The following is a 16,703-nucleotide window of genomic DNA, read 5'->3' as shown; positions in this document are numbered from 1 at the left end:
GAGACGGTCATGGCCAAGGCAGCGAAACAGACGGCGAAAAAACACCCTGCAGGGAAACGCAGCCGCAGCATGATGGCCGGTGGAGATCCGGTGGATGTCATGCTGGCGCTGGTGACGGAACATGGCTGGCGCAGCGTCACCCTGGCGCAGATCGCCGAGGCCGGTGGCCTGTCCCTTGGCGCCCTGTACCAGAAATATACATCGAAAGCCGATATGTTGGCCGAGTTTGCCCACCGCATTGATGCGGCGATGCTGGCGGCCGTGGGGGAGGTCCCCCAGGACAATGGCGGCGAGGATGTCGCCGTTGCCAAAGACCGGTTGTTCGAGGCGATCATGGCCCGGCTTGACGCCCTGACCCCGCACAAAGCGGCGATTCGGGTGCTGATGCGGGAATTGCCGACCGACCCGCCGGCCCTGGCCTGCTTTCTGTATGGCGGCCTGCGGCGCGGCCTGGACTGGACGCTGGCCTCCGCCGGCCTGGATCGGCCGGGTTTCGCCGGCCTGCTGCGCCGAAAGGTGCTCGGCGCCATCTATCTGGATACCCTGCGGGTTTGGCTCAGGGACGAATTGCCCGACCTAGCGACTACCATGGCGCATCTGGACAAAAGGCTTGGCCAGGGAATGCGGTTTCTGGCGGCGCGAGGGCCCATCTCGCATTTGCGAGAAAAAACCGTTAGGTAAGCATATAATGTATTGATAAGTATTGATAATAATTAATTGTGCACTGCACAATAAATGCCTTGACGCCTGCCTTTGTCACGCGTACGCTTTAACCGATGTCATGACATGCAACCCCGGAGCCAGGTATGAGCAAGACCGCTGAAAATCCGTTCGCTGCTTTCGATCCGACCAAGATGTTCGCCGATCTCAAGCTGCCGGGCATTGACCCGATGGCGCTGGCGGCGACCCAGCAGAAGAATCTCGAGGCGATCAGCGCTGCCAATAAGCGGGCGCTGGAAGGCTATCAGGCTGTTGCCAAGCGTCAGGCCGAGATTTTCCAGCAGGCGGCCGCTGAAGCGGCGACGCTGATGAAGGGTGGCGTTTCGACAGGCATGCCTGATCCGACTGTGGCCAAGCAGGCGGTGGAAAAAGCCGTCGCCAACCTGCGTGAACTGGCCGAGATGATGTCGAAGACCAACAGCGAGGCCTTCGAGCTTATCAACCAGCGGATGAACGAGAACCTCGAGGAATTCCGCAAGGCGTTCTCGGCACCGAAAAAGTAAACCGGCGCCTCAACCGGCGATTTGCCAGACATGCAACGGGCGGGTACAAATCCCGCCCGTTTCGTGTTGAGCAATGGCCGTGAGGGCAGCAGGCGTGGGCGAGATATCGATAGACGATTTCCACCAGGTTGATATCCGGGTCGGGACCATTGTCCGCGCCGAACCTTTCCCGGAGGCTCGTAAGCCGGCCATAAAGTTGTGGGTCGATTTCGGCGCGTCGTTCGGGATCCGCAAATCCTCCGCCCAGATCACCCGCCATTACAATCCTGACAGTCTTCCGGGCCGGCAGGTCCTGGCCGTGGTGAATTTTCCGCCGCGCCAGATCGGCTCCTTCATGTCGGAAATCCTGGTTCTGGGCCTGCCCGACCCAGACGGCCAGGTTGTGCTGATCGGGCCGGACCAGCCGGTGCCGAATGGCGGCCGGATGTATTGATGCGCTGTGTATTGACCCTGGCGCGGCCCTCAGCCGACAATCCCGCGAACGGACCAGCCCAATGACAAAAAAAACCTGTTTCCTGGCCATCGCGCTGTTCGCGCCTCTGCTGACCATTACCCGGCCTGCTGTCGCGCAGGATCACGATTGTGTCGTGCGGCAATTCGCCATGACCCGCAACGTGATCAATCTTGAGCCGCAGGGACTGGTGGAGGGTGATTATCCGCCTGGCACCGAACGGGCTTATGCCTTTGCCCGGCTCGATTGCACCCAGGTCGGGGCTGGCGAAACCTTCTGGTTTCACTGGCTGCGTAATGACCAGGAGGTTGGCCGCTCCAAGGCACGCGTCGATGTCAGCCGCAATTGGCGCATCTGGTCCCAATCGCGCATTTTTCCGGGCGATTGGGCCGTGCTGCTGAAAGACGGCAGCGGCCGGCTGCAGGCCGAGCGCCGCTTCACCGTCGCCGATCCGAAAAAGCCGGCCGAGGATTAAGCCACAGGGTCAGCCAGGCAGGCGGATTGTGACCCGCAATCCACCAAGCGGGGATTTGTTCAGGGCAATCTCGCCGCCATGGGCCAGCACCGCATCGCGGGCGATGGTCAGGCCCAGCCCGACATTGCCGCTGCCATGTCGGGCCTGGTCGAGGCGATAGAATGGCCGGAACACCCGGTGGCGTTCCTTTTCCGGCAATCCGGGGCCGTCATCGTCGACATTGATCTCAACCCCTCTGGCGGTGCGAACCACACTGAGACGCACCTGACGTCCGAACCGTAGGGCATTTTCGATCAGATTGGCCAGCGCGCGTTTCAGACTGAGGCGGCGCAATGGCAGGGTCAGGTGTTCGGGCATCTCGACCTGCAATTCGCGCCCCCGCCGCCGCACGTCGTCGGCCAGTTCGCTGACCAGATGGCCCAGATCGGTCGGCTCTGCCGGCTGCTCGCTCTGGCCCCGCGCGAAAGCCAGATAGGCACTGACCATCTTGTCCATTTCATCGACATCGCGCTTCAATTCGTCGATTTCACCATTCGGTGGCATCAGCGACAATTGCAGTTTCATGCGCGTCAGCGGCGTGCGCAGGTCATGGCTCACACCGGCCAGCATATCGGTGCGTTCGCGGATATGGCGGCGGATACGGTCGCGCATCGCGAGAAAAGCATGGGCCGCGGCCCGAATCTCATTGGCGCCGCTGGGGCGGAAATCCTTGATCTCGCGCCCCTTGCCGAAAGCATCGGCAGCCTCTGCCAGACGGCGGATGGGCTTGATCTGGTTGCGCAGGAATAGCAGTGCGATGCCCAGCAGCAGCGCCGAAGCAGCTGTCATCCAGATCATGAAGGCATAGGTGCTGGCCGAGAAAACCCGGCTCTCCGGGGCAGTCACCGTTAGCAGCCCATCAGTCAGTTGCACATAGACCACCACAGTGCGGTCGCTGCGCTGCGCATCGATTTGGTAGGGCTGGCTAAGCCGCTCGCCCAGAGCTTGGATCAGCATGCGGTCAAGGATGGAAAAACGGCGCGGCGGCGGGATATTGAGGGGGAAATTCGCACCAGCCTCAAAACTGATATCCAGCTCCAAGGTGCGGGTCATCCGGATCGCCAGATCGGTCAGCGTTGCCGGATCGACACCGGCGTCGCGCATGTCGATCAGCAGAGCGATTTCGCCGGCAAGGCCCAGGCCCAGTCGCCGTGTCACCGTGTCCCAGTGCCGTTCATAGAAAATATAGGCCAACAGCGCCTGCAGCATGACCATCGGCGCCACGAGCAGCAGCAGCCAGCGGCCAAACAGACTGCGGGGCAGGAATCGCTTGAGCCACATGCAGATGGCCTATTGTGATCTATTCCGTCCAGAGCACATAGCCTTCGCCCCAAACGGTTTGCAGATAACGCGGGTTACGGGGATCAGCCTCGATCTTGCGGCGCAGACGGGTGATCTGAACGTCGACGGCGCGGCTTTCGCCGCCGCTGGCGGGATCGGCCAGGGCGGCGCGCGGCACGGTCGTGCCAGGACTGCGCGCCAGAATACGAAGCAACTGGGCTTCGCCGGTGGTCAGCGGGATGAGATCATCGCCGCGTTTCAACTCACCGCGGATGGCATCGAAGGAGAAATCGCCGAACCGGACCGCTGCGCTGGCCGGCACGGGTGCCGGCCGGGCCGCGCGTTTCAGAATGGCATTGATGCGCAGGGTCAGTTCGCGTGGCTCGAACGGTTTGGGCAGATAATCATCGGCACCGGTTTCCAGCCCCGCGATGCGGTCTTCCGCCTCGCCACGGGCGGTCAGCAGGATGACGGGGACGTGGTTTTGCTTGCGCCGCAACTCGGCCACGAATTCGAAACCGTTCTGGCCTGGCATCATGACGTCGACGATCAGCAGGTCGAAGCTCACCGAGGCAAGTTTGGCGGCGGCATCCGCGGCATCTTCGGCGCCAGTGACACGGAAATTCTGTCCGGCGAGATACCGCGTCAGCAGGCTGCGGATGCGCTCGTCGTCATCGACGATCAGGATGTGGGGTTCGGCGATATCCATGAGGAGCGGCTCAGCGGCGCTGGATGGCGCGCAGAATGGCCGGACGATCCTGTTCATCGATCAGGCCGGCCAGAACCTTGCGGTAGCCGGCGACCGCCTCGGCACCGGCCTCGCGATAGGCTTGGGCCACCTTGGCCTGCTGCAGCATGCTGATCTGCTTTTCCAGGTGCTTGCCCTGGTCGGTGAGAAAAAGCTGACGCTGACGCCGGTCGCGAGTGCCCTGCTGCTGACGCACGAAACCGCCCTCGATCAGAGCGGACAGCACACGCGACAGGCTCTGTTTGGTAATCCGCAGGATCGCCAGCAATTCTGCGACTGTGATGCCGGGATTGCCGCTGATGAAATGCAGGGCGCGGTGATGGGCGCGCCCGAAACCATAGCGCTCAAGAATCTCATCGGGGCCGCGGGTGAAATCACGGTAGGCGTAAAAAAGAAGCTCAATGCCCTGGCGAAGTTCGTCCTCGCGCAGGAACAGGGGATTAGCCAGCGATTTCAGGTCAGTCATGATGATCTATATGGCGCAAAGGGATAGCCGGCATCAAGGCAACCTTTTGCCCGGGGGGGCGGAAAGATTGCAGACCCCGGTGCGATAAATATGGCAGCAGTATTGACATATATTGATCACATTGTTACTTCTAAGGTCAGAAACGGGTAATAATAATACCTTGTTCCGTTTTCGCCACAGGAGCAGCCGATGTCACTCATCCCTTATGACGACCGTGACGGCCATATCTGGCTCGACGGTAAACTGGTCCCTTTCCGGGACGCCAAACTGCACGTCCTGACCCATGCTCTGCATTACGCATCCTGCGTTTTCGAGGGCGAGCGGGCTTATGATGGTGAAGTGTTTCGCCTGACCGAACACAGCCAGCGGCTCTACGACTCGGCCAAACTGATGGATTTCACCATCCCCTATTCGGTGGAAGAAATCGACCGGGCCACGCGGGAGACCATTGCCGCCAACAAGATGCCGAATTGCTATGTCCGTCCGGTCGCGTGGCGCGGTTCCGAAATGATGGGCGTATCGGCGCAGCAGAACAAAATCCACCTCGCCATCGCAGTGTGGGAATGGCCGAGCTATTTCTCACCCGAGGCCAAGATGAAGGGCCTGCGGTTGCAGATCAGCGACTGGCGCCGTCCCGCCCCGAACACCGCCCCGACCAAGGCAAAGGCAGCGGGCCTTTATATGATCTGCACGCTGTCCAAGCATAAGGCCGAGCGCGAGGGCTATCAGGATGCCCTGATGCTTGACTGGCGTGGCCAGGTCGCGGAGGCCACCGGCGCCAATATCTTCTTTGCCAAGGATGGTAAGCTGCATACGCCGACGCCGGATTGTTTCCTAGACGGCATCACCCGCCGGGCCGTGATCGCCATGGCCAAGGCGCGTGGCATCGAGGTGATCGAGCGCGCGATCATGCCGGAGGAAATGAGCGGATTCCAGGAATGCTTCCTGACTGGCACGGCTGCGGAGGTTACGCCGGTGTCGGAAATCGGCCCCTACATGTTCAAGCCGGGAAGTATCTGCCAGGCCTTGCTGGCTGATTTCGATGCCGCCACGCGGCGTAAGGCGGCCGCTTAAGCCGCATAAATCAGGAATTTCCATGCACGGCCGCGCTTAAAGCGCGGCCGTTTGCATGATGGAAGAGTAATAATCGTACTGGAAGCCGCAGATCTGTTCGTCACGCTGAATGCGCTCGCCCACCAGGCCGCCCAGCAGCATGTCGATGGATGCGCCATCGCTCGATAGCGGCAGCAGCAACGTCTCGAAAGCCAGCGTCCGTCCGTTTGGGGCTACGGTATACTGCCCGGTAGCATAGGCGGGTCCGCGACTGCTGAGTGGAATGCTGAAGAAGTTTTCGACATTTGGGGTGTTCGCACCGAACAGCGCCTCGTCAACGCTACGATTGGTGGTTTCACGCCCCATGGCGCTGACAATGCCAGTGCCAATCAGGCGGAACTGGAATCGCGGCGCCGTATTCTGCACGTTGATGAGTGCGACGAATGGCAGGAACGGTACCATTTCGTCAGGCTGCAGATCGGCTCGTGCCGGCAGCCGCTGCAGGTAGTCTACTTTGGCGTTCCAGTAACTCAGCAGGTTTCTGAGCGACTTGCTGCGGATACGATCAGACGCAACCGGCACGACACCATCGGGCTGTAGAGCATTCGGATCACTGGGTGTTACCATGAGCAGCAACGCAATCGTGAAAAGATATGCTTCAAATATGTGCGGGATGGCGTCGTGGCATTGGCGCCGGACCGGACATAACTACGACATGCCACACGGTCAGGCGGTAGTAAACTGCTATTGTTGAGGCACCGGTAGTATATCAGCCCTGCCAGCGGGCGGCGGCATCGTCATCGCTGGTTTTGGCTTCCACCCAGCGTCGCCCGCCCCCGGCCTGCTCCAGTTTCCAGAATGGGGCCTTGGTTTTCAGCCAGTCGATCAGAAAGGCATTGGCTTCAAAAGCGGCCTGCCGGTGTGCCGAAGCCGTTACCACCAGCACAATACGGTCTCCTGGGGCCAGTTCGCCGTAGCGGTGGATGATCAGTGCGCTTTCCAGTGGCCAGCGGCTTTCCGCTTCGGCCAGAATCGCGGCCAGCTGGCGCTCGGTCATGCCTGGATAATGCTCCAGAACCATGCTCTGCTGAGAAGAGGCGGATTGCTCCGACGTAAAATCCCGCACCAGCCCGGTGAAGGTCACGACGGCGCCAATCCTGGGGTTCCCTGCCGACAGCCGTTCCAGTTCGGCTGCGGTATCAAAATCCTCGCGCTGCACTCGGATCGTCATGGCTCACCCTCCGGTCACCGGCGGGAAAAAGGCGATTTCATCATCAGGCCCGATCGCGTGGTCGGTCCTGGCGTAATCCTGGTTGACCGCGATGCGGACCATCGCCGGATCGGCCAGGGCGTAATCGTGCTGGGGGCTTTTCTGTCGCAGCCAATGCACCAGATCGCCCACGGTGCGAATCTCGGCCGGCGGGCTCACGGTTTCCTCTGCCAGGCCAACGCGTTCGCGCAGCAGGGCGAAATACAGCACGCGCATCACTCGGCTCCCTTGGCCGTGGCTTTCTGGGCCGTAGCTTTCTGGGCCGGTTCCGCTGCCATATGGCGCAGCCCGGTCTGCAGATAATCCCAGCCGGTATAGATGGTCAGCACGGCGGCCAGCCAGAGGCCGATTTCGCCCAGCAGGCGAACCGGCAGCTCGGCGGGGCCGTAATCGCCGACGATCAGGATGGCCAGCGCGATCAACTGCACCGTGGTTTTCCATTTTGCCAGCCGTGATACTGGTACCTTCACCCGCAGTTCGGCCAGGAATTCGCGTAGACCGGTCACGGTAATCTCGCGGCACATGATCACCACTGCAGCCACGCAAGTAATGCGGTCAATCCGCTCAAAGGCGATCAGCATCAGGATCACGGCGGCGACCAGCAGCTTGTCGGCCACCGGATCGAGAAACCGGCCGAGATCCGACATTTGGCCCCATTTCCGCGCCAGATAGCCGTCAAACCAGTCCGTGATGCCGGCGGCGGCGAACAGGGCCAGGGGGACCCAGGCGCTCCAGGCGCCGGGCAGGAAAAACGCCGCGCAGATCGCCGGAATCGCCAGGATGCGCGAGACGGTCAGGATATTGGGGAGGCCGTTCAGCATATCTTTTTAATTATCGCATGAGCCGCTGCGCAGGGCCAGAGTCCGGCCGGGGTTCAGCCGCCATTGAAGTGATCGTAGATGCGTTTGGCGACGGTCTTGTTAACCCCTGGCACCGATTCCAGGTCAGCCAGTCCGGCCCGGGAAACAGCCTTGGCGGAGCCGAAATGCAACAATAGCGCCTTTTTGCGGGCGGCGCCGATGCCGGCAATCTCATCCAGCGGAGAGCGGATCTGGTCCTTGGCCCGTTTGGCCCGATGCGTGCCGATGGCAAAACGATGCGCCTCGTCCCGCAATCGCTGCAGGAAGAACAGCACCGGATGGCGGGGTTCCAGCATGAAGGGTTCGCGGTTTGGCAGGAAGAACTGTTCTCGGCCGGCATTGCGGTCCGGCCCCTTGGCGATTCCGACCACCGGCACGTCGTCGACCCCCAGTTCCTCCAGAACCTGCAGGGTGGCGCTGAGCTGGCCTTTACCCCCGTCGATCAGCAGTAGATCGGGCCAGTCGGCGGCATTTTCCTCCTCGGCATCTTCTTTCAGCAGGCGCTGAAACCGACGGGTCAGCACCTGTTTCATCATCGCATAATCATCACCCGGCTCGATATCCTCACCTTTGATATTGAACTTGCGATAGGCATTTTTACGCAGGCCTTCCGGACCCGCTACGATCATGGCACCGACGGCATGGCGTCCCATGATATGGCTGTTGTCGTAGACCTCGATGCGTTGCGGCGGCGCTTCCAGGCCGAACAACTCCGCCACGCCGGCCAGCAATTGCTGTTGCGTGCTGGTCTCCGCCATGCGGCGATGCAGGGCGTCGCGCGCATTGCCGGCGGCGAGCTCGACCAGGTGGCGCTTGATGCCGCGTTGCGGGCAATGCAACTCCACGCGATGGCCGGCATGTTTGCTCAGCGCCTCTTCGATCAACGGCGCATTATCGGCGGCATGATTTACCAGGATCAGGCGCGGCGGTTCACGGGTGGCATAGAACTGGCCGATGAAGGCATCCAGCACCTCGCCGATTTCCACATCGCGTGCATGGGCCGGGAAATAGGCGCGGTTGCCAAAATTCTGTCCGGCGCGAAAGAAGAATATCTGCACGCAGACCAGCCCGCCTTCCGCATGGATGGCGATCACATCGGCATCTTCGATCTCGGACAGGTTGATGTCCTGCTTCTGGGTGATATGGGCCAGGGCACGGATGCGGTCGCGCAGTTCGGCGGCGGTTTCGTAATCGAGGGCGTCGGAGGCAGTCTGCATGCGCCGGCCCCAATCCTCCAGCACATCACGATTGCGGTTGCTGAGGAAATCTCGCGCCTCGCCTACGATGGCGGCGTAGTCGGTCTCGCTGATGCGGCCAACGCAGGGAGCCTTGCAGCGCTTGATCTGGTATTGCAGGCAGGGCCGGGTGCGGGCTGCAAATTCGCTGTCGGCGCAACTCCGCAGGGGAAAGGCGCGTGACATCGCATTCAGCGTCACATGCACGGCACCCGTTGAGGCAAACGGCCCAAAATAATCGCCTGGCACGTCCCGGGCTCCGCGATGCTTGGTGATGCGCGGGAAGGGGTGGCCGCGTTCCACCAGGATATAAGGGAAGGATTTGTCGTCCTTCAGCAGTACGTTGAAGGGCGGCTGCAGACGTTTGATCAGATTGGCTTCCAGCAGAAGCGCTTCGGCCTCGGTATGCGTGGTGGTGATCTCCACCGTCGCCACCTGCCGCACCATCCGCTGGATGCGGATACTCAAAGCCTCGGTCTTGGTATACGAGATTACCCGCTTGCGCAGGGAGCGCGCCTTGCCGACATACAGCACCTCGCCCCTGGCATCGATCATCCGATAGACGCCTGGTCCTAGCGGCAGGGTCGGCAGATGACGAGCGATCACGGCCGCGCCTATTTCAGCCGGGGAAGCACCCGTTTGAAGTGGGTCGGCCTGCGGATCAAGCTCAGTCATTCGCGTCACCATACTGACAAAAACTCAATGATTACACAGCGTTGACAAAAGCGTCCCAAGGCTGTGGATAACTTTGTGGGGAAACTTCGGGCAGATTGTCGCATCGCGCAATGCCACCGGAATACGCGTATAAACACAGCAGGCTACTTCTCGAGTAAAGCATTCAAAATAAATAATAATATAAGTTATCCACAGGCTAGATGCTGATGCCGGTTGTTTTCCGCCAATTATCGATTCGCTTCCGGCGCCTGTGTACAAATCGACCCGGAAAAGAAGGCGGTTGCGAAAGTCAAGGCTTAATCGCCAAGCTGCAATAATTGCAACCTCAGCGGCGCTGGCGCTCGATTTCCACCCCGACTCCGGCAGCTTCGGCTATGGCATCGGGCTTTTCCACGCGAACCCGCGCGCGCAACACTCGCGCGTCAGCCAGGCAGAGCACTGCCAGCCGCTCGGCCAGTGTTTCCACCAGATCCACATGACCCTTGGCCAGCAGCATCTTGGTGTGGTTCACCAATTGCTCATAGCACACGACCTCGGCATAGGAGCGGGGTGGCTCGCCCGGTGTCTCAGCGACCCAGAGCTCCAGATTAATTAGGATCTTCTGTGGTTTAATTCGTTCTTCCGGGTAAATGCCGATCAAAGCGTCCAGCAGCAGGTCTCGGACGAAAACGCGCCGCGCCGGCTGACTGGCCTCGGTGATGGCCGGAACCGGAATTTCGGCCCAGACGGCACGAGCGCGGGCATGGATTGTCATGTCACTCCTCCGGCTCGCCGGTACCTGCAGCGAAGGGCCGGCCGCTCTGCTGCCAGGGCAGGTGCTGGCCGCCATCCAGGGCGATCATCTGGCCGGTCATGGCCGGGGCGTCAAGCAGGAAACCGACCGCTGCGGCAATCTCGCTCGGCTCGGCACCCCGTTGCAGGGGGGTGTTGTCCCATTGTTTGCGGAATTGTTCTTCGGTCTGCCGTGGACTTGGCAACACCGGCCCCGGGCCGATGCCGTTGACCCGGATCTGCGGCGCAAGCGCCATGGCAAGGGTCTGGGTCAGGGTCCATAAGCCGGCCTTGGCGATGGTGTAGGAGGCAAAATGCGGAGTCAGGCGCCAGACCCGCATGTCGATCAGGTTGACGATATTGCCCTGGACCTGTTCCGGCAGCTGGCGGGCGAAAGCCTGGGACAGGAAGAAGGGGGCTTTCAGGTTGATGTCGAGATGGCTGTCCCAACTCTGCTCGGTCGCCGTTTCGATATGGTCATAGTCGAACAGCGATGCATTGTTGATCAGTACGGACAATGGCCCGAGCAAAGCTGCGGCCTGCTCGACCATCCCGGTTACATCATTATGCTTGGCCAGGTCGGCCTGCACCACGGCGGCCCGGCCGCCGGTGGCGGCAATTTCGGCCAGCAGGGCTTCGGCCTCGGCGCGAGAACGGTTGCAATGCAGGGCTACGGCATAGCCGCGACCGGCCAGATGCAACGCAATAGCACGGCCAATGCGATGGGCGGCGCCGGTAACCAGTGCGGTTGGGGCGTGGGAAGGAATGGTCGGCATCAGCGTTTACGCCCCCGATAGGCCCGGCGCGAGCCGGCGCGGCCTGCCGTCGAACGTCCGGCCGGCCTTGGCGCCGCCGCGGCATCCTCGGCCAGACCGAGCGGCTTGCGCGTGATCGTGCCCGGCAGCTCCAGTTCGTTCAGTTCAAGCCGCTTGATCTCGTCGCGCAGGCGGGCGGCCTCCTCGAATTCCAGGTTGCCGGCCGCCTCATGCATACGCTTCTCCAGCTCGGCGACATAGGCTTTCAGGTTATGGCCAACCAGATGGCCTTCGCTGGCGGCGCCGGCATCTACCGTGTAGTGATCCTGCTCGTAGACCGATTGCAGGATGTCGCCGATCTGCTTCTTCACGCTTTCCGGCGTGATGCCATGCTCTTCGTTATAGGCCTGCTGTCGGGCGCGGCGGCGGTCGGTTTCGGCCAGGGCGCGGATCAGGCTGTTGGTCATCTTGTCGGCATAGAGGATGACGCGGCCCTCGACGTTGCGGGCGGCGCGGCCGATGGTCTGCACCAGCGAGGTTTCCGAGCGCAGGAAGCCCTCCTTGTCGGCATCCAGGATGGCGACCAGCGCACATTCCGGAATGTCGAGGCCCTCGCGCAGCAGGTTGATGCCGATCAGGATGTCGAATACGCCCAGCCGCAGGTCACGGATAATCTCGATGCGCTCCAGCGTATCGATATCGGAATGCAGATAGCGCACCTTCAGGCCGACATCGGTCATGTATTCAGTCAGATCTTCGGCCATGCGTTTGGTCAGCGTGGTGACCAGTACGCGATGCCCTTTGCGGATCACCTCGCGACATTCGGCCAGCAGGTCGTCGACCTGGTGCTCGACCGGGCGGATTTCGGTCATCGGGTCGATCAGGCCGGTGGGGCGGATGATCTGTTCGACGAACACGCCGCCGGTGCGCTCCAGCTCCCATTTGCCCGGCGTGGCCGAGACAAACACGCTCTGCGGCCGCAGGCGATCCCATTCGCGGAAGCGCAGTGGCCGGTTGTCGATGCAGGAGGGCAGGCGGAAGCCGTATTCGGCCAGCGTGGCCTTACGCCGGAAGTCGCCACGGAACATGCCGCCAATCTGCGGCACCGTCACATGGCTTTCGTCGACGAACAGCAGGGCATTGTCCGGCAGGTATTCGAACAGGGTGGGCGGCGGTGCGCCCGGGCCACGGCCGGTCAGATAGCGCGAGTAGTTCTCGATGCCGGCGCAGGCCCCGGTGGCGATCATCATCTCGATGTCGAAACTGGTACGCTGTTCCAGGCGCTGGGCCTCCACCAGACGTCCCATCTTGGTCAATTGATCGAGGCGAATCTGCAGATCAACCTTGATCTGGTTGATCGCCTGGTTCAGCGTTGGTTTCGGCGTGACATAGTGGCTGTTGGCATAAAGCTTCACGGCAGTCATGTCGCCGGTCTTGTGGCCGGTCAGCGGATCGAATTCCACGATGCTTTCCAACTCGTCGCCGAACAGCGAGAGCCGCCAGGCGCGATCTTCCATATGCGAAGGGAAGATTTCCACGCCATCGCCACGCACCCGGAAAGCGCCGCGGGCGAAGGCGACATCGTTGCGCTTGTATTGCAGGTCGACCAGGCGGCGCAGCAGGGCGTCGCGCTCGATCATCTGCCCGGCCTGCAGCGGCAGGGTCATTTCCGAGTAGGTCTCGACCGAACCGATACCGTAGATGCAGGACACCGAGGCGACGATGATGACGTCGTCGCGCTCCAGCAGGGCGCGGGTGGCCGAATGGCGCATGCGGTCGATCTGCTCGTTAACCGCCGAATCCTTCTCGATATAGGTGTCGCTGCGCGGCACATAGGCTTCGGGCTGGTAATAGTCGTAATACGAGACGAAGTATTCCACCGCGTTGTTGGGGAAGAAGGCCTTCATTTCGCCGTAGAGCTGGGCGGCCAGCGTCTTGTTCGGCGCCAGGATCAGGGCCGGACGGCCCGAGCGCGCGATGATCTGCGCCATGGTGAAGGTCTTGCCCGAGCCGGTGACGCCGAGCAGCACCTGATCACGCTCGCCACCCTGGACTCCCGTGGTCAGTTCAGCGATGGCCTGGGGCTGGTCGCCTCTGGGCTCATAGGGCGCCTGCAGGTCATAAGCGATGCCACCCTCGCTTTTTTCCGGGCGGGGCGGGCGATGGGGCACGAAATCGGGGAAATTGGCGTCCGCGAAGCGGTCGGGATCCTCGATCTCGCGTTCCATGCTCTGGGGGGCGGGGGACTGGCTCATGGCTGCCAATATGGGGTGGGACGGGGCTGCCGCCAAGCGGCATGGCCGGGCTGGCTGCCACCCTGCTGCCATACTCTGGCAGCACCATGGAGCAAGACCTTCCGACCAGCCCAGCGCTCCGGTATACAAGGCTCAGGGAGACCCATCCATGACCGTTATTGTCACCGGCGGCGCCGGTTTTATCGGCTCGGCTCTGGTGCGCCGGCTGAATGCCCAGGGACGCCGCGTCGTTACCATCGACAAGCTGACCTATGCCGGCAATCCGGACAATCTGGCCGGTTTGCCGCAGCCGGATTTGCATCGCTTCGAGCAGGTCGATATCTGCGACCGCGCGGTGATCCGGCGCATCTATGCCGAAACCCGGCCGGTTGCCGTTTATCATCTGGCGGCGGAAAGCCATGTCGACCGTTCGATCGACAGCCCGGCGCCGTTCATCGAGACCAATGTCACCGGCAGCCTGGTGCTGCTGGAGGCGGCGCTGGAGCATTGGCGCGGCCTGGACGCCACGGCCCAGGGCCAGTTCCGTCATCTGCAGGTTTCGACTGATGAGGTTTATGGCGAACTGGGCGCCACCGGCCTGTTCGACGAGAACAGCTCCTATAAGCCGAATTCGCCCTATGCCGCCAGCAAGGCAGCGGCTGACCATCTGGCGCGCGCCTTCGGCCGCACCTACGGTCTGCCGGTGCTAGTCACCAATTGCGGCAACAATTACGGGCCGTACCAGTTCCCGGAGAAGCTGATTCCGCTCACCATCCTGAACGCCCTGGAGGGCAAGGCACTGCCGATCTACGGCAAGGGCGAGCAGGTGCGCGACTGGATCCATGTGGACGATCATGCCGCGGCCCTGCAGATGGCCGTCGAGAAGGGGCGGCCGGGCGAAACCTATCTGGTCGGCGCCCGTGGCGAGCAACGCAATATCGACCTGGTGCACCGGCTCTGCGCCATTCTAGACGATCTGGTGCCGCGTCAGGGCAGCAGAAAATATGCCGAATTGATTACCTTCGTCACCGATCGGCCCGGCCATGACGCGCGCTACGCCATCAATCCGTCGAAATGCGAACAGGAACTGGGCTGGCGGCCGCAATATGATCTGGCGTCCGGCCTGAAGGCAACGGTGCAGTGGTATCTTGATAATTCCGCCTGGTGCCGACGGGCCAGCCAGGCTTACGACCGCGGTCGGATCGGCCTCGGCAGCCAGGGTTTGGGCAAGGCCGGTTGAAGCACCGGCCGAGCCGTTAGGCCTGGTTGCGGCTACGCCGCTGCCACCAGGCCTGGATTTCGCCCACGATGCCTTTGCGGAAGGCCATCACGACCACCACGAAGATGGCGCCCTGGATCACCAGCACCCATTCGCCGAAGCCGGCTAGGTAGTTCTGCATGGTGATGATGACGCCGGCGCCAATGATCGGGCCGAACACCGTGCCCATGCCACCGACCAGGGTCATCAACACAACTTCGCCCGACATCTGCCAGGCGACATCGGTCAGCGAAGCCAACTGGAACACCAGCGCCTTGGTGGCGCCGGCCATGCCAGTCAGCGCCGCCGAGAGCACGAAGGCGAGCAGCTTGTACTGGTCGACGCGGTAGCCGAGCGAGATGGCCCGCGGTTCGTTCTCACGGATCGCCTTCAGCACCTGACCGAAGGGCGAGTGGATGGTGCGCCAGATCACCAGGAAACCAAAAGCGAAGATACCCAGCACCAGATAGTAGAAGGCCCTGTCATCCGACAAATCGAAAAGGCCCAGAACCGGCCGGCGGGGAATGGCCTGTATGCCGTCTTCGCCTTTGGTGAACGGGGCCTGCAGGCAGAAGAAGAACACCATCTGGGCCAGTGCCAGGGTGACCATGGCGAAATAGATGCCCTGGCGCCGGATCGCGAGGCTGCCGGCGGCAAGGCCAAGCAGGGCGGCGCAGGCGGTGCCGGCAATGATGCCCATCTCCGGGCTCCAGCCCCATACCTTGACCACGTGGCCACTGATATAGGCGGCGCCGCCAAAGAACATGGCGTGGCCGAATGAGAGCAGGCCGACATAGCCAATCAGCAGGTTGAAGGCCAGCGCGAACAGCGCAAAGCACAGCACCTTCATCAGGAAGACGGGATAGATCGCCAGCGGTGCGATCAGGGCAAGGGCCATCAGACCGGCAAAAATCTGCAGGTCGCGGTTCTTGGTTGTACCGGCTTTCATCATGGTCCGACTCTCATTTCGGCGTGCCGAACAGGCCGGCGGGCTTCAGCATCAATACAATGGCCATGATGATGAAGATGACGGTGTTGGAGGCTTCCGGGTAAAACACCTTGGTCAGGCCCTCAATGACGCCAAGACCGAAACCGGTGACGATGGCGCCCATGATCGAGCCCATGCCACCGATCACCACGACGGCGAAGACAATGATGATCAGATTCGAGCCCATCAGCGGATTGACGCTGTAGATCGGCGCGGCCAGAACGCCGGCCAAGGCGGCAAGGCCGACGCCAAAGCCGTAAGTGAGCGTGATCATGCGCGGCACATTGATGCCGAAGGCCTGCACCAGATCGGGACGTTCGACCGCCGCGCGCAGATAGGAGCCCAGTTTGGTGCGTTCGATCAGGAACCAGGTGCCGAAACAGATCACCAGCGAGGCGACCACCACCCAGGCTCGGTAGTTGGGCAGGAACATGAAGTCGAGCCGCGTTCCGCCCGGCAGCGGGTTGGCATAGGGCAGGCCGGAGGAGCCAAACTGCTTGCGGAACACGCCCTCGATCATCAGCGCGAGGCCGAATGTGAGCAGCAGGCCGTACAGATGATCGAGATGGTAGAGGCGCTTGAGGAACACTTTCTCAAGCAGGACGCCAAACGCGCCGACAATGATCGGCACCAGCACCAGAGCTCCCCAATAGGGAACGCCAACCCATTCCAGCAGCATCCAGGCGACGAACGCGCCCATCATGTACTGCGCGCCGTGGGTGAAATTGATCACATTGAGCAGGCCGAAGATCACCGCCAGGCCCAGGCTGAGCATGGCGTAGAAGGCTCCATTGATCAGACCAAGCAGCAGCTGGCCGAACAAGGCCTGCGGCGCTATGCCAAGCAGCTCGAACATCGCTGGAATGTCCCCTCTTTACGCTTTGTCTCTGTCAGATATCAATCCGGCAGTCTTTGAGATTG

Annotated in this window: 19 protein-coding genes; 6 read left to right on the top strand and 13 right to left on the bottom strand. The window is 61.7% G+C overall.

The window, feature by feature from the left end:
- Positions 1 to 9 precede the first annotated feature (9 nt).
- The 4 genes from Q1J79_RS17570 to Q1J79_RS17555 all read left to right on the top strand — a co-directional run bounded on the left by Q1J79_RS17570 (position 10) and on the right by Q1J79_RS17555 (position 2,149).
- Complete coding sequence (locus Q1J79_RS17570; protein ID WP_300302936.1) at positions 10 to 681, top strand: TetR/AcrR family transcriptional regulator; 672 nt, start codon at positions 10 to 12, stop codon at positions 679 to 681.
- Between the two features lie 125 nt (positions 682 to 806).
- Positions 807 to 1,223: a phasin family protein gene (locus tag Q1J79_RS17565; RefSeq protein WP_300302934.1), complete on the top strand. Its 417-nt coding sequence runs from the start codon at positions 807 to 809 to the stop codon at positions 1,221 to 1,223.
- A 94-nt stretch (positions 1,224 to 1,317) separates the two neighbouring features.
- Entirely contained in the window at positions 1,318 to 1,656 is a 339-nt protein-coding gene (locus Q1J79_RS17560) for a tRNA-binding protein (protein WP_300302932.1), read from the top strand.
- A 61-nt stretch (positions 1,657 to 1,717) separates the two neighbouring features.
- Positions 1,718 to 2,149 (top strand): DUF2914 domain-containing protein, encoded by a 432-nt coding sequence (locus Q1J79_RS17555; RefSeq protein ID WP_300302930.1) that lies wholly within the window; start codon positions 1,718 to 1,720, stop codon positions 2,147 to 2,149.
- 9 nt (positions 2,150 to 2,158) lie between these two features.
- Here Q1J79_RS17555 and Q1J79_RS17550 read toward each other — a convergent pair whose 3' ends face one another.
- From Q1J79_RS17550 to Q1J79_RS17540, 3 genes are read right to left on the bottom strand one after another with little or no spacing between them, the layout of a single operon-like run.
- Positions 2,159 to 3,469, bottom strand: a complete 1,311-nt coding sequence (locus Q1J79_RS17550) for an ATP-binding protein (protein WP_300302929.1) — start codon at positions 3,467 to 3,469, stop codon at positions 2,159 to 2,161.
- A gap of 19 nt (positions 3,470 to 3,488) precedes the next feature.
- A complete protein-coding gene (locus Q1J79_RS17545; protein ID WP_300302927.1) occupies positions 3,489 to 4,178 on the bottom strand; it encodes a response regulator in 690 nt (229 codons plus the stop codon).
- A 10-nt stretch (positions 4,179 to 4,188) separates the two neighbouring features.
- Positions 4,189 to 4,683: a MarR family transcriptional regulator gene (locus Q1J79_RS17540; protein ID WP_300302925.1), complete on the bottom strand. Its 495-nt coding sequence runs from the start codon at positions 4,681 to 4,683 to the stop codon at positions 4,189 to 4,191.
- A 189-nt stretch (positions 4,684 to 4,872) separates the two neighbouring features.
- Between Q1J79_RS17540 and Q1J79_RS17535 the strand changes: the two genes are divergently transcribed.
- On the top strand, positions 4,873 to 5,757 hold the full coding sequence (locus Q1J79_RS17535) for a branched-chain amino acid aminotransferase (RefSeq protein ID WP_300302923.1): 885 nt from the start codon (positions 4,873 to 4,875) through the stop codon (positions 5,755 to 5,757).
- A 36-nt stretch (positions 5,758 to 5,793) separates the two neighbouring features.
- On the opposite strand, the gene Q1J79_RS17530 is transcribed toward Q1J79_RS17535, so the two are convergent.
- The 8 genes from Q1J79_RS17530 to uvrB all read right to left on the bottom strand — a co-directional run bounded on the left by Q1J79_RS17530 (position 5,794) and on the right by uvrB (position 13,557).
- Entirely contained in the window at positions 5,794 to 6,363 is a 570-nt protein-coding gene (locus tag Q1J79_RS17530) for a PAS domain-containing protein (RefSeq protein WP_300302921.1), read from the bottom strand.
- A gap of 142 nt (positions 6,364 to 6,505) precedes the next feature.
- On the bottom strand, positions 6,506 to 6,967 hold the full coding sequence (locus Q1J79_RS17525; protein WP_300302919.1) for a molybdenum cofactor biosynthesis protein MoaE: 462 nt from the start codon (positions 6,965 to 6,967) through the stop codon (positions 6,506 to 6,508).
- Between the two features lie 3 nt (positions 6,968 to 6,970).
- On the bottom strand, positions 6,971 to 7,222 hold the full coding sequence (moaD, locus tag Q1J79_RS17520) for a molybdopterin converting factor subunit 1 (RefSeq protein WP_300302917.1): 252 nt from the start codon (positions 7,220 to 7,222) through the stop codon (positions 6,971 to 6,973).
- A complete protein-coding gene (pgsA, locus tag Q1J79_RS17515; protein ID WP_300302915.1) occupies positions 7,222 to 7,827 on the bottom strand; it encodes a CDP-diacylglycerol--glycerol-3-phosphate 3-phosphatidyltransferase in 606 nt (201 codons plus the stop codon). The genes moaD and pgsA overlap by 1 nt, the downstream gene beginning before the upstream one ends.
- Before the next feature lie 53 nt (positions 7,828 to 7,880).
- Entirely contained in the window at positions 7,881 to 9,776 is a 1,896-nt protein-coding gene (gene uvrC / locus Q1J79_RS17510) for an excinuclease ABC subunit UvrC (protein ID WP_300302913.1), read from the bottom strand.
- Between the two features lie 325 nt (positions 9,777 to 10,101).
- Positions 10,102 to 10,530, bottom strand: a complete 429-nt coding sequence (gene folB / locus Q1J79_RS17505; RefSeq protein ID WP_300302910.1) for a dihydroneopterin aldolase — start codon at positions 10,528 to 10,530, stop codon at positions 10,102 to 10,104.
- A 1-nt stretch (position 10,531) separates the two neighbouring features.
- Positions 10,532 to 11,323 (bottom strand): SDR family oxidoreductase, encoded by a 792-nt coding sequence (locus Q1J79_RS17500; RefSeq protein ID WP_300302908.1) that lies wholly within the window; start codon positions 11,321 to 11,323, stop codon positions 10,532 to 10,534.
- Positions 11,323 to 13,557 (bottom strand): excinuclease ABC subunit UvrB, encoded by a 2,235-nt coding sequence (gene uvrB, locus Q1J79_RS17495; protein ID WP_300302906.1) that lies wholly within the window; start codon positions 13,555 to 13,557, stop codon positions 11,323 to 11,325. The genes Q1J79_RS17500 and uvrB overlap by 1 nt, the downstream gene beginning before the upstream one ends.
- 148 nt (positions 13,558 to 13,705) lie before the next feature.
- Here uvrB and rfbB point away from each other — a divergent pair, with 148 nt between their 5' ends.
- Positions 13,706 to 14,776: a dTDP-glucose 4,6-dehydratase gene (gene rfbB, locus Q1J79_RS17490; RefSeq protein WP_300302904.1), complete on the top strand. Its 1,071-nt coding sequence runs from the start codon at positions 13,706 to 13,708 to the stop codon at positions 14,774 to 14,776.
- 16 nt (positions 14,777 to 14,792) lie between these two features.
- Here the strand turns inward: rfbB and Q1J79_RS17485 are convergent, their stop codons facing one another.
- Both Q1J79_RS17485 and Q1J79_RS17480 read right to left on the bottom strand, forming a co-directional pair.
- The gene (locus Q1J79_RS17485; protein WP_300303114.1) at positions 14,793 to 15,743 is read right to left on the bottom strand and encodes a branched-chain amino acid ABC transporter permease; all 951 of its coding nucleotides are present in this window, start codon (positions 15,741 to 15,743) and stop codon (positions 14,793 to 14,795) included.
- Between the two features lie 13 nt (positions 15,744 to 15,756).
- Positions 15,757 to 16,638 carry a branched-chain amino acid ABC transporter permease gene (locus Q1J79_RS17480; protein ID WP_300302903.1) on the bottom strand — a complete coding sequence of 294 codons (882 nt, stop codon included), beginning with the start codon at positions 16,636 to 16,638 and terminating at the stop codon, positions 15,757 to 15,759.
- Positions 16,639 to 16,703: the final 65 nt, after the last annotated feature.

Origin of the sequence: Ferrovibrio sp. (assembly GCF_029255545.1) — a bacterium.
In the GTDB taxonomy this organism is placed as follows: domain Bacteria; phylum Pseudomonadota; class Alphaproteobacteria; order Ferrovibrionales; family Ferrovibrionaceae; genus Ferrovibrio.
This window is presented reverse-complemented; position numbering and strand designations above follow the sequence as displayed.

Excerpts from the sequence above, each read along its gene's own strand:
- Q1J79_RS17570 (WP_300302936.1), top strand. The coding sequence starts at position 10 with ATGGCCAAGGCAGCGAAACAGACGGCGAAAAAACACCCTGCAGGGAAA.
- Q1J79_RS17565 (WP_300302934.1), top strand. The coding sequence starts at position 807 with ATGAGCAAGACCGCTGAAAATCCGTTCGCTGCTTTCGATCCGACCAAG.
- Q1J79_RS17555 (WP_300302930.1), top strand. The coding sequence starts at position 1,718 with ATGACAAAAAAAACCTGTTTCCTGGCCATCGCGCTGTTCGCGCCTCTG.
- Q1J79_RS17550 (WP_300302929.1), bottom strand. The coding sequence starts at position 3,469 with ATGTGGCTCAAGCGATTCCTGCCCCGCAGTCTGTTTGGCCGCTGGCTG.
- Q1J79_RS17545 (WP_300302927.1), bottom strand. The coding sequence starts at position 4,178 with ATGGATATCGCCGAACCCCACATCCTGATCGTCGATGACGACGAGCGC.
- Q1J79_RS17540 (WP_300302925.1), bottom strand. The coding sequence starts at position 4,683 with ATGACTGACCTGAAATCGCTGGCTAATCCCCTGTTCCTGCGCGAGGAC.
- Q1J79_RS17535 (WP_300302923.1), top strand. The coding sequence starts at position 4,873 with ATGTCACTCATCCCTTATGACGACCGTGACGGCCATATCTGGCTCGAC.
- Q1J79_RS17530 (WP_300302921.1), bottom strand. The coding sequence starts at position 6,363 with ATGGTAACACCCAGTGATCCGAATGCTCTACAGCCCGATGGTGTCGTG.
- Q1J79_RS17525 (WP_300302919.1), bottom strand. The coding sequence starts at position 6,967 with ATGACGATCCGAGTGCAGCGCGAGGATTTTGATACCGCAGCCGAACTG.
- moaD (WP_300302917.1), bottom strand. The coding sequence starts at position 7,222 with ATGCGCGTGCTGTATTTCGCCCTGCTGCGCGAACGCGTTGGCCTGGCA.
- pgsA (WP_300302915.1), bottom strand. The coding sequence starts at position 7,827 with ATGCTGAACGGCCTCCCCAATATCCTGACCGTCTCGCGCATCCTGGCG.
- uvrC (WP_300302913.1), bottom strand. The coding sequence starts at position 9,776 with ATGACTGAGCTTGATCCGCAGGCCGACCCACTTCAAACGGGTGCTTCC.
- folB (WP_300302910.1), bottom strand. The coding sequence starts at position 10,530 with ATGACAATCCATGCCCGCGCTCGTGCCGTCTGGGCCGAAATTCCGGTT.
- Q1J79_RS17500 (WP_300302908.1), bottom strand. The coding sequence starts at position 11,323 with ATGCCGACCATTCCTTCCCACGCCCCAACCGCACTGGTTACCGGCGCC.
- uvrB (WP_300302906.1), bottom strand. The coding sequence starts at position 13,557 with ATGAGCCAGTCCCCCGCCCCCCAGAGCATGGAACGCGAGATCGAGGAT.
- rfbB (WP_300302904.1), top strand. The coding sequence starts at position 13,706 with ATGACCGTTATTGTCACCGGCGGCGCCGGTTTTATCGGCTCGGCTCTG.
- Q1J79_RS17485 (WP_300303114.1), bottom strand. The coding sequence starts at position 15,743 with ATGAAAGCCGGTACAACCAAGAACCGCGACCTGCAGATTTTTGCCGGT.
- Q1J79_RS17480 (WP_300302903.1), bottom strand. The coding sequence starts at position 16,638 with ATGTTCGAGCTGCTTGGCATAGCGCCGCAGGCCTTGTTCGGCCAGCTG.